This window comes from Synechococcus sp. BA-120 BA3 (assembly GCF_034931285.1).
In the GTDB taxonomy this organism is placed as follows: domain Bacteria; phylum Cyanobacteriota; class Cyanobacteriia; order PCC-6307; family Cyanobiaceae; genus Cyanobium.
In genome coordinates this window covers 1-10,071 of record NZ_JAYGHZ010000297.1, presented here as the reverse complement: position 1 = coordinate 10,071, position 10,071 = coordinate 1, and the positions used below count along the sequence as shown (strand labels likewise).

Genomic DNA, 10,071 nt, shown 5'->3' with positions numbered 1-10,071 from the left:
CGGCGATGGCCGCGGCGGCCGTGGCGCCCATGGCCCGGCGCACCTTCGCCAATCCGGTCCATTCGGTGCTGGCCTGGGCGCCGGCGGTAGCGCCGGCTGGTGGCACCCGGGCGGCGGCGGGGATGGAGCGGGCCCTGCTGGAGCACCCGGGAGCGGTGGTGCTGGTGGGCAGTGCCCCCACGGCCCTGGAGCGTCTGCTGGAGCTGGTCGAGGCCGGAACCATCGCCGCCCCGGCCCTGGTGATCGGCATGCCGGTGGGGTTCGTGGGGGTGGCCGAGAGCAAGCGCCATCTCGCCGCCAGCGCTCTCCCCCAGATCCGCCTGGAGGGCAGCAAGGGCGGCGCCGGACTGGTGGCCGCCGCCGCCAATGCCCTGCTGCGCCGGGCCTGGCTGGATCAGGCGGCCCTGGACCCACCCCCCTGAAGTCCCACCGCCACATGGCTGTTGGCCTCGATGCGGCCCAGCACCTGGCGGGCCCGCAGCACCACCGAGGCGGGAACGCCCGCCAGCCGGGCCGCCTCGATGCCGTAGCTGCGGCTGGCGCCCCCCCGGCAGACCCGGTGCAGGAACACCAGGTCGTTGCCGGTCTCCTCCACCAGCACCTGGGCGTTGCCCACGTTGGGGAGCAGCTCGGCGAGCTCGTTGAGCTCGTGGTAGTGGGTGGCGAAGATCGTGCGGGCGCCGATGCCCTCGGCCAGATGTTCCGCCACGGCCCAGGCGATCGAGAGGCCGTCGAAGGTGGCCGTGCCCCGGCCGATCTCGTCGAGCAGCACCAGGGAGCGGGGGCTGGCGTGGTGAAGGATGTTGGCGGTCTCGGCCATTTCCACCATGAAGGTGGACTGGCCGCTGGCCAGGTCGTCCACCGCCCCCACCCGGGTGAAGATGCGGTCGGCGATGCCCAGCCGGGCGGAGCGGGCCGGGATCCAGCTGCCGATCTGGGCCATCAGCTGCAGCAGGCCGCTCTGGCGCAGATAGCAGCTCTTGCCGCTGGCATTGGGCCCGGTGAGGACGATCAGGTCCGGTGACGGGGCGCCGTCGGCTTCGGGGGCCCCCAGCTGCAGGTCGTTGGCGGTGAAGGACGCATCGACCAGCAGCTGCTCCACCACCGGATGGCGCCCCGCCTCGATCACCAGCTCGCGGCCCTCGCTGAGTTCGGGCCGGCAGTAGCCGCCGGTGGCCGCCACCTCCGCCAGGGAGGCCAGGGCATCGAGTTCCGCCACCCGCCGGGCGGCCGCCCGCACGGGCCCGGCCGCCTCCCCCACCCGGCGGCGCAGGTCGCAGAAGAGGTCGTACTCCCGCTGGCAGGCCCGGGCCCGCAGCTGCAGGATCCGGCCTTCGCGGCCCTTCAGCTCCGGGGTGACGAAGCGCTCCTCGTTGGCCAGGGTCTGGCGGCGGATCCAGTGGTCCGGAACGGCGGCGGCCCGGGCGCGGCTCACGGCCAGGAAGTAGCCGAAGGTGCGGTGGTACTGGAGGCGCAGGTTGGGGTTGCCGCTGGCACGCCGTTCGATCGCCTCCTGACGGGAGAGCCAGGCCTCCTGGTCGTCGAGCTGGTTGCGCAGGCCGTCGAGCACCGGATCGACCCCGTCATGGAGCAGGCCGCCCTCGCTCAGCGACAGGGGCGGCGTCTCCACCAGGTGATGGCGCACCTGTTCGGCCAGGGCGGCCAGCTCGGGCCATGGGCCCTTGAGGGCCGCCAGGGGGCCGCTGGCGGCCCGTTCCATCAGGGCGCCATCGCCGACGGCACCGGCGAGGGACAGGACGCAGCGGCCGGCGGCGTACTGGCGGTGATGGAAAGCCGCCATGGCGGCCGGGTCATGGCCGAGCAGGGCCTGGCGGCGGCCCAGGATCGGCAGTCCGTAGGGGTGGTCGGGACAGGCCAGTGACAGCAGCCGCTGCAGGGCCACCTCCTCGGGCTGGTCCTCGCTCTGGGCCAGCTCCTCCAGCACCACCTGCCGCTCCATGGCGAAGCTGTCGGGGTCGAGCCGGGGCCGGAGCACCAGATCCATCAGCAGATCCAGGGCCTCGGCCGCCCCCTCCGGGGGCATCAGGGCGTGGAAATGGACATCGTCGAAGCCGGTGGCCGCATTGCTGCTGCCCCCCAGGGCCTCGATGCGGCGATCGAACTCCCCGGCCGCCAGCCCGTCGCTGCCCTTGAACACCATGTGCTCCAGGAAATGGGCCAGTCCGCTCTCCATGGGCGTCTCGAAGGCGCTGCCGGCCCGGCACCAGAAATCGAGGCAGACCAGGGGGGCGTCCATTAGGTCGAGCTGCACCAGTTCGACCCCGTTGGCGAGCGTGCGGCCGACAGGGGCGGCAAGACCGGGCAGCAAGGACCCGCAACAACCCAGGGAATCGCTCACGGATGCATGGCAGGATCCGCATTCTGCTGTGACGCCGTGTCCATGGGTGAGGTCGCGCCGGCCGTCGACGGTGGCATCCATCCTCTGGTGGATGCCCTGGCGGAGCGGATCCGGCTCTGTCGCAACGCTCTGCCGGATCTGGCCCCCCTGGCGATCGACCCCGAACTGGAGGCGATCAGCGGCAGCCTGGACGGCGATGCCCTGTACATCCGCAACGAGGTGCACCGCTGCCGGGGGCTGCGCAAGCTGCACCTGGAGACGGCGCGCCTCGGGGCCGGACTGCAGATCCTCCACTGCGTCTTCTTCCCCGATCCCCGCCACGATCTGCCGGTGTTCGGCGCTGACATCGTCGCCGGCAAGGCCGGGGTGAGTGCCGCCATCGTCGACCTCTCGCCGGTGGTGGAGAGCCTGCCGGAGGCGATCGCCGCGGCCCTGGCCGGCCGGGAGCGGCCCGCCTTCGCCCAGGTGCGCGATCTGCCCCCCTGGGGGTCGATCTTCTCCCCCCATGTGCTGTTCGTGCGGCCGGAGTCGGAGGCGGAGGAGAAGGGGTTCGTCGAGGAGGTGGCGACGTTCCTCGGCGTGCTGGCCACAGCGGCGGCGACGAGCCCTTCCCAAGCCCATGACGATCCGGCTACGGTTGCGCGATGGCAAGGGCAGCTGAGGTATTGCAAGCAACAGAAACAAAACGACAAGACCCGGAGGGTGCTGGAGAAGGCCTTCAATCCCCAGTGGGCCGACCGCTACATCGAGGACCTGCTCTTCGACGACCCACCGGTCCCTGGCGCAACGGGCTGATCGCCGCCGGCGTGGCGGGCCTGCTGGTGGGCGGTGTCGTTCTGTATCAGCGGCTTCAGTCCGCCAGGCCTCCGGCCACCGCCGTGGCGCGTCCGCCGGCCCCAGTGGAGGCCGTGGCGGCCCTGGGCCAGCTGGAGCCCGACGGTGACGTGCGCATCCTCGCAGCGCCGATCACCGGCATCGGCGGCAGCCCCCGCATCACCGAACTGCTGGTGGCCGAGGGCGACCGGGTGCGGGCCGGCCAGCTGCTGGCCCGTTTCGACAACCAGCCGCTGCAGCGGGCGGAACTGGAGCTGATCCGCACCCGGATCGCCAACCTCAGCCGCCGGCTCACCATCCAGACCCGCGACCTGGCGCGCTACCGCCGGCTGGCCAGTGACGGCGCCTTTTCGGCCGCCGATCTGGACGTGCTCGAGCAGCGCACCCTGGAGCTCCAGGGCCAGCTGCAAGAGGCCAGGGCTTCCCTGGTCAAGGCCAGCACCGACCTGGTCAACACCGAACTGCGGGCCCCGATCGACGGCACGGTGCTGCGCATCCAGGCCCGCGTCGGCGAGCGGCCCGGCGACAAGGGCATCCTCGAACTGGGGGCCAGCGATCGCATGGAGGCCTCGATCGAGGTCTACGAGAGCGACATCGATCGGGTCCGGGTCGGCCAGGCCGTCACCCTGACCAGTGAGAACGGCGGCTTCGACGGCACCCTCCGGGGCACTGTGAAACGCATCAGTCCCCAGGTCCGCCAGCGGGAGGTGCTCTCCACCGATCCCACCGGTGACGCCGATGCCCGTGTCGTCGAGGTTCGGGTGCGGCTCGATCCCCAGGACGGGGCCCGGGTCGCTGCCCTCAGCGGCCTCAAGGTCATCGCCCGCCTGCAGCCATGAGCCTCTGGCAGGGACGCCGCATCCCGCTGGCCTGGCTGCTGCTCACCCGCCAGCCGATGCGCCTGGCGGTGGCCCTGGCCGGGATCACCTTCGCCGGGATCCTGATGTTCATGCAGCTGGGCTTCCGCGATGCCCTGTTCGACTCCAGTGTCACGGTGCACAAGCTGTTCGACACCGATCTGGTGCTGCTCAGCCCCCGCAGCAAGAGCTCGATCAGCATGACCGGCTTCCCCGAGCGACGGCTGGTGCAGGCCATGGCCGATGCGGATGTGACCGGCATCACCCCGGTGCACTGGAACCTGCTGCTGTGGCGCAACCCCCAGACCAAGGGCACCCGTTCGATCCTGGCCCTGGGGTTTGAGCCGGGGGATCCCCTGTTCCTCGATCCGGCCGTCACCGCCCTGGCGCCCCGCCTCACCCAGAAGGGCCGGGTGCTGTTCGACGACCTCTCCCGCGATGAGTTCGGACCGGTGGCCAAGTGGTTCCGGGAGGGACGCGTCGTCGAGAGTGAGGTGGCCGGCAAGCGCCTGCGGGTGGCGGGCCTGTTCAGTTCAGGGCCCTCCTTCGGTGCCGACGGCAACCTCCTCACCAGCCGGGAAACCCTGCTGAGCCTGGTGCCGAACAACCCGCCCGGCAGCATCGAGCTGGGTCTGATCCGCCTGCGTCCCGGGGCCGACCCCGCCCAGGTGGTGGACCGGTTGCGCCGCCTGCTGCCCGAGGACGTGACCGTGCTCACCAAGCAGGGCTTCCTGGATCTGGAGATGGACTACTGGCGCACCAGCACCGCCATCGGCTTCATCTTCACCCTGGGCGCCGCCATGGGTTTCGTGGTGGGCTGCGTGATCGTCTACCAGATCCTCTATTCCGACGTCAGCGACCACCTGCCGGAGTACGCCACCCTGATGGCCATGGGCTACAGCCTGCTCACCCTGCTGGGGGTGGTGGCGCGCGAGGGGCTGCTCCTGGCGATCTTCGGCTATGTGCCCGCCTACCTGGCCGGCCAGGTGCTCTACGGCGTCATCCATGCCGCCACCAAGCTGCCGGTGGCCATGGCCGGTGACCGGGCCACGACCGTTTTCCTGATGATCCTGGTGATGTGCATGGGGTCGGCGGCGATGGCGATGCGCAAGCTGGGCGACGCCGATCCGGCGGATATTTTCTGAGCCGATCCCGATTCCGTGCCGCTGATCCTGAGCCGATGACCACCCTCCTGCCCGGTTCCACCCCACCCGCCGTTCCCACCGCTGCGGGCTCCGCCACCGTCTCGGTGCGCGGGCTCAGCCATTGGTACGGCACCGGCACGATGCGGCGCCAGGTGCTCCAGGGCATTGATCTGGAGATCCACCCCGGCGAAGTGGTGCTGCTCACGGGGCCCTCGGGCTGCGGCAAGACCACCCTGCTCACCCTGGTGGGGGCCCTGCGCCAGGTGATGGAGGGTTCGGTGCGGGTGCTGGGCTGCGAGCTGAACGGCTCCAGCCGCCATGAGCGCCAGCTGCTGCGCCGCAGCGTCGGCATGATCTTCCAGGGCCACAACCTGCTGCGCTGCCTCACCGCCGAGCAGAACGTGCAGATGGGGGCCGACCTGCTGCCGGATCTGGGCTACCGCGCCCGCCGTGACCTCTCGCGCGAATGGCTGCGGGCCGTGGGCCTCTCCGACCACCTCGGCAAGCTCCCCCACGACCTCTCCGGCGGCCAGAAGCAGCGGGTGGCCATCGCCCGCGCCCTGGCCGCCCACCCGCGCCTGCTGCTGGCCGACGAACCCACCGCCGCCCTCGACAGCCGCACCGGCCGGGAGGTGGTGGAACTGCTCCAGCGCCTGGCCCGGGACGAGGGCTGCGGGGTGCTGATGGTCACCCACGACCCCCGCATCCTCGATGTGGCGGACCGCCTGGTGCGGATGGAGGATGGGCGGCTGTGGGACGGGGAGGCCGTGGTCGGGTGAGTAGGGTGGAACCTCACAGTCTTTTCAAGGCTCGCATCACCTATGTCGAAACGCAGGAACCTCAAGAAGGAAAAGCAGGAGCGCAACCGGGCCTATGCCCGCAAGTTCAAGAAGCGCAAGCTGCGTAACGACGGCCGCGGTGAAGGGGCCGGCAACGGCGTGACCGGCACGGCCAACAACGGCGGCGCCGCCGACTGACCGGCGCGGTCCGGCCATGGCACCGGGGGGATTCGCTGCGGATCCCCCTTTTTCATGGCCTCTCCACCCTGGTCTCTGCACCGTCACCCGATGTTCATCAGCGTCGTCATCCCCACCTACAACCGGCTGCCGATCCTGCGCCAGTGCCTGCAGGCCCTGGAGCGCCAGGAGACCGGCGGCCCCCTGCAGGCCTACGAGGTGGTGCTGGTGGACGACGGCTCGACCGATGACACGGTGCGCTGGCTGGATGCCCATGCCACCGCCTTCCCCCATCTGCGCCTGATCCGCCAGGACCACGGCGGTCCGGCACAAGGGCGCAACCGCGGTGTGGAGGAGGCCCGCGGCGATGTGATCGTCTTCATCGACAGCGACCTGGTGGTGACGGAGCGGTTCCTGCTGCACCACGCCACGGCCCTGGCAAGGGCCTGGGAGCAGAGCGGCGACCGGCTCTGCTTCACCTACGGCGCGGTGATCAACACCCACAACTTTGAAGCGCCCACGTCGGAGCCCCACAAGCTGCGGGACCTCTCCTGGGCCTATTTCGCCACCGGCAACGTGGCGATCGACCGCCGGGTCCTGGAGCAGTCGGGCCTGTTCGACACCGGCTTCCGCCTCTACGGCTGGGAGGATCTCGAACTCGGCGAACGCCTGCGGCGCATGGGCGTGCGGCTGGTGCGCTGTCCCGAGGCCGCGGGCTACCACTGGCATCCGCCCCTGAGCCTCGAGCAGATCCCCGATCTGGTGCGGGTGGAGCGGGAACGGGCCAAGATGGGCCTGGTCTTCTACCGCAAGCACCCCACCCGGCGGGTGCGCTTCATCATCCAGTACACCTGGCTGCATCTGGCGCTCTGGGAGCTGCTCACCCTCGGCGGCCTGATCAATGAACGCAGCCTGCGGCCCCTGCTGCGCTGGCTGATCCGCCGTGGCCAGGCGGGGCTGGCGATGGAGCTGCTGCGGCTGCCCCTCAACCGCTTCGGGGTGCGGGCTCTCCATGCCGAAGCCCGCCAGCAGGGCCATTTGGTAGGTTGACTCGGTCACACCAACACCGCACACCTGCACGTTTCGGGTGATCCGTTGCCCACCCTGTGGCACGGCATCCCTGGCAGGTGGAGGCCAACCCGAAACCCCCCCAACCCAATGGCTGTCGTCACTCTCTCCGAGATGATGGAGGCTGGTGCCCACTTCGGACACCAGACCCGTCGCTGGAATCCCAAGATGTCGCGCTACATCTACTGCGCGCGCAACGGAGTCCACATCATCGATCTCGTGCAGACCGCCGTCTGCATGAACAACGCCTACAAGTGGACCCGCAGTGCCGCCCGCAGCGGCAAGCGCTTCCTGTTCGTCGGCACCAAGAAGCAGGCCTCCGAGGTCATCGCCCAGGAAGCCGCCCGCTGCGGCGCCTCCTACGTCAACCAGCGCTGGCTGGGCGGCATGCTCACCAACTGGAGCACGATGCGCGCCCGCATCGACCGCCTCAAGGATCTGGAGCGGATGGAGTCCTCCGGCGCCATCGCCATGCGGCCCAAGAAGGAAGCCGCCGTGCTGCGCCGTGAACTCGACCGCCTGCAGAAGTACCTCGGCGGCCTCAAGAACATGCGCCGCCTGCCCGATGTGGTGGTGCTGGTGGACCAGCGCCGCGAGACCAATGCCGTGCTCGAGTGCCGCAAGCTCGATATCCCCCTGGTGTCGATGCTCGACACCAACTGCGATCCCGATCTCTGCGACGTTCCCATCCCCTGCAACGACGACGCCGTGCGTTCCGTCCAGCTGGTGCTGGGTCGGCTGGCGGATGCCATCAATGAAGGCCGCCATGGAGCGCAGGATCAGCGCAGCGGCGACGACGACGCCTGAGCCGTTCTCTCCCTCCCGACCTCCCCCACTCCCACCCCATGGCTGAGATCACAGCGAAGCTCGTCAAGGACCTGCGCGACAAGACCGGCGCCGGCATGATGGACTGCAAGAAGGCCCTCACCGAATCCGGTGGGGATGCCACCAAGGCCGCCGAATGGCTGCGCCAGAAGGGCATCGCCACCGCCGAGAAGAAGGCCGGTCGCACGGCGGCCGAAGGGGCCGTCGGCAGCTACATCCACACCGGTGCCCGCGTCGGCGTGCTGGTGGAGGTGAACTGCGAGACCGACTTCGTCGCCCGCGGCGAACTCTTCCAGGAGCTGGTGCGCAACGTGGCGATGCAGATCGCGGCCTGCCCCAACGTGGAATACGTCAGCACCGACGACATCCCCCCGGACGTGGCGGAGCGGGAGAAGGCCATTGAGATGGGTCGCGACGATCTCGCCGGCAAGAAGGAGGAGATGAAGGTCAAGATCGTGGCCGGGCGCATCGGCAAGCGCCTCAAGGAACTGGCCCTGATGGACCAGCCCTTCATCCGCGACAACACCCTGACCGTCGGTGAGATGGTCAAGTCGGCCGCGGGCAAGACCGGCGAGAACATCCGCGTGCGCCGCTTCACCCGCTACACCCTCGGCGAGGGCATCGAGGTCGAGCAGTCGGATTTCGCCGCCGAAGTGGCGGCGATGGGCAAGGCGGGCTGAGCCGGAGCCGTTGAGCGACCTGTCCGATTCGATCGATCTGCCGGGTCAGCTCCAGGCCCTGACACAGCGGCTGAGCCAGTCGAACCCGGAGCTCTACCGCCACGTCGCCCTGTACCTCCAGGTGCTGCGCCAGGTGCTGCCCCAGCAGGTCCGCCAGGCCTGCTTCCATCTCGCCACCCAGGTCCACCCCCAGCGCTACAGCGAGCTCCCCGTTGACCGCCGGAGGCTGCTGCACGTCCAGATCCAGGACCTGGTGGGTCGCTGCTGCAGCCTGCTCACGGTGGAGCAGCTGGTGATCCTGGCGGCCCAGATCTCCCGGGAGCGCCAGCGGCGCGACCGTCATGAACGGGAGCAGCTGCTGGAGGAGCTCACCTGGGAGGGGGAGACCGGGGGCGGGGAACCGGAGCCCCTGCCGCCGGGGTCGGTGCAGATCGCCTTCGCCCCGCCCCTGGCCGGCGGATCCTTCCTCTGGGGGTCCCTGGGCCGTGCGGAGGCCCCCGCGCCAGACCCCGACGCAGGACCGCAGGACGATCCTGACGACGAACAGAACGACGAGCAGGACGACGGGCAGAACAACGACCGCCGTGAGGATTCCGACGAGCCGTCCGAGGATGCGTTCGAGGAGGATTCCCTCTGGCAGGCGGGGCGGCTTCCCGAGGATCCTGAGCGGGTGCTGCGCTGGATGGACGGCATGGAGCTGGCCCTGGCGCGCCGCCTGCGCAACCTCTCCCACGCCGTCAATGTGGAGCTGCTGCGTGGTGGCGTGAGCCGCAGCCTGCTGCCGGTGAGCCTGCTGGATGCCGTGCTGGCCGGCCAGCTGGAGACCATGGCCGCCCCCGCCAACCTGATGCGCCTGCCCCTGCCCTTCCCCGGCGCCCGCGGCCCCCAGGCCCAGACGCTGGCGGTGCTGCTGCGGCCCACCGATCTGGAGCTGGAGGAGCCCCGCCTGCGCACCTGCCGGCGGCGGCTGCAGCAGCATCGGCAGGAGGTTCGCAGAATGGCCCAGCAGTTCCGTCGCCTGCAACGGCGGCTACGGATCCACCAGGCCGAACAGCTTTGGCTGCAGGACATCCGCCCCCCATCGATTCCGAACGACTGAACGGCAGCCCCTCCGTGGAAGGGCCGGCCGCGTCCGCGTCCGAAGCCCTGGAGCAGGCCCTGGAGCGCTGGTGCACGCCCCTGCAGCTGGCCTGCCGTCTCGAGGCTGAGGGAGGCTTCGGGGATCTCCAAGGGCGGCGCGACCGGTTCAGCGGCTTCGTCGCCACCTCCCTGGCGGCAGCGCCGCAGGGGCTCGAGCCGGCCGAGCAGCAGCAGCTGGCCGTCCGCGCCCGGGACGTCGCCGGCTAC

Annotated in this window: 11 protein-coding genes and 1 pseudogene; 11 read left to right on the top strand and 1 reads right to left on the bottom strand. The window is 70.2% G+C overall.

Features of this window, described 5'->3' with window-relative positions; genetic code table 11:
- The coding region (locus VB737_RS12210) for a precorrin-8X methylmutase (protein WP_500313303.1) at positions 1-422 on the top strand (422 nt) is incomplete at its 5' end.
- Here the strand turns inward: VB737_RS12210 and mutS are convergent.
- Positions 395-2,170 (bottom strand): annotated as a pseudogene (mutS, locus tag VB737_RS12205) (DNA mismatch repair protein MutS); the annotation flags it as partial. The gene VB737_RS12210 and the pseudogene mutS sit on opposite strands and share 28 nt — an antisense overlap.
- A 231-nt stretch (positions 2,171-2,401) precedes the next feature.
- Between mutS and VB737_RS12200 the strand changes: the two are divergent.
- The 10 genes from VB737_RS12200 to VB737_RS12155 form a co-directional block, all read left to right on the top strand.
- On the top strand, positions 2,402-3,154 hold the full coding sequence (locus tag VB737_RS12200; protein ID WP_500313302.1) for a phycocyanobilin:ferredoxin oxidoreductase: 753 nt from the start codon (positions 2,402-2,404) through the stop codon (positions 3,152-3,154).
- An 11-nt stretch (positions 3,155-3,165) separates the two neighbouring features.
- The gene (locus VB737_RS12195; RefSeq protein WP_500313300.1) at positions 3,166-4,032 is read left to right on the top strand and encodes an efflux RND transporter periplasmic adaptor subunit; all 867 of its coding nucleotides are present in this window, start codon (positions 3,166-3,168) and stop codon (positions 4,030-4,032) included.
- Positions 4,029-5,195 (top strand): ABC transporter permease DevC, encoded by a 1,167-nt coding sequence (gene devC / locus VB737_RS12190; protein ID WP_500313298.1) that lies wholly within the window; start codon positions 4,029-4,031, stop codon positions 5,193-5,195. Before VB737_RS12195 ends, devC begins: the two co-directional genes overlap by 4 nt.
- A 35-nt stretch (positions 5,196-5,230) precedes the next feature.
- Entirely contained in the window at positions 5,231-5,974 is a 744-nt protein-coding gene (locus tag VB737_RS12185; RefSeq protein WP_500313296.1) for a DevA family ABC transporter ATP-binding protein, read from the top strand.
- 42 nt (positions 5,975-6,016) lie between these two features.
- Positions 6,017-6,172: an Asl3888 family RNA-binding protein gene (locus VB737_RS12180; RefSeq protein ID WP_011293689.1), complete on the top strand. Its 156-nt coding sequence runs from the start codon at positions 6,017-6,019 to the stop codon at positions 6,170-6,172.
- A 90-nt stretch (positions 6,173-6,262) separates the two neighbouring features.
- A complete protein-coding gene (locus VB737_RS12175) occupies positions 6,263-7,201 on the top strand; it encodes a glycosyltransferase family 2 protein (protein WP_500313305.1) in 939 nt (312 codons plus the stop codon).
- Between the two features lie 108 nt (positions 7,202-7,309).
- Complete coding sequence (gene rpsB, locus VB737_RS12170; protein WP_216908544.1) at positions 7,310-8,026, top strand: 30S ribosomal protein S2; 717 nt, start codon at positions 7,310-7,312, stop codon at positions 8,024-8,026.
- A gap of 38 nt (positions 8,027-8,064) precedes the next feature.
- Entirely contained in the window at positions 8,065-8,724 is a 660-nt protein-coding gene (tsf, locus tag VB737_RS12165) for a translation elongation factor Ts (RefSeq protein ID WP_500313293.1), read from the top strand.
- A gap of 10 nt (positions 8,725-8,734) precedes the next feature.
- Positions 8,735-9,823, top strand: coding sequence for a hypothetical protein (locus tag VB737_RS12160; RefSeq protein WP_500313291.1), 1,089 nt, complete (start codon positions 8,735-8,737; stop codon positions 9,821-9,823).
- A gap of 14 nt (positions 9,824-9,837) precedes the next feature.
- Positions 9,838-10,071 (top strand): hypothetical protein (locus tag VB737_RS12155; protein ID WP_500313290.1); only part of this gene is annotated, 234 nt, incomplete at its 3' end.

Excerpts from the sequence above, each read along its gene's own strand:
- VB737_RS12180 (WP_011293689.1), top strand. The coding sequence starts at position 6,017 with ATGTCGAAACGCAGGAACCTCAAGAAGGAAAAGCAGGAGCGCAACCGG.
- rpsB (WP_216908544.1), top strand. The coding sequence starts at position 7,310 with ATGGCTGTCGTCACTCTCTCCGAGATGATGGAGGCTGGTGCCCACTTC.
- devC (WP_500313298.1), top strand. The coding sequence starts at position 4,029 with ATGAGCCTCTGGCAGGGACGCCGCATCCCGCTGGCCTGGCTGCTGCTC.
- VB737_RS12175 (WP_500313305.1), top strand. The coding sequence starts at position 6,263 with ATGTTCATCAGCGTCGTCATCCCCACCTACAACCGGCTGCCGATCCTG.
- VB737_RS12200 (WP_500313302.1), top strand. The coding sequence starts at position 2,402 with ATGGGTGAGGTCGCGCCGGCCGTCGACGGTGGCATCCATCCTCTGGTG.
- tsf (WP_500313293.1), top strand. The coding sequence starts at position 8,065 with ATGGCTGAGATCACAGCGAAGCTCGTCAAGGACCTGCGCGACAAGACC.
- VB737_RS12185 (WP_500313296.1), top strand. The coding sequence starts at position 5,231 with ATGACCACCCTCCTGCCCGGTTCCACCCCACCCGCCGTTCCCACCGCT.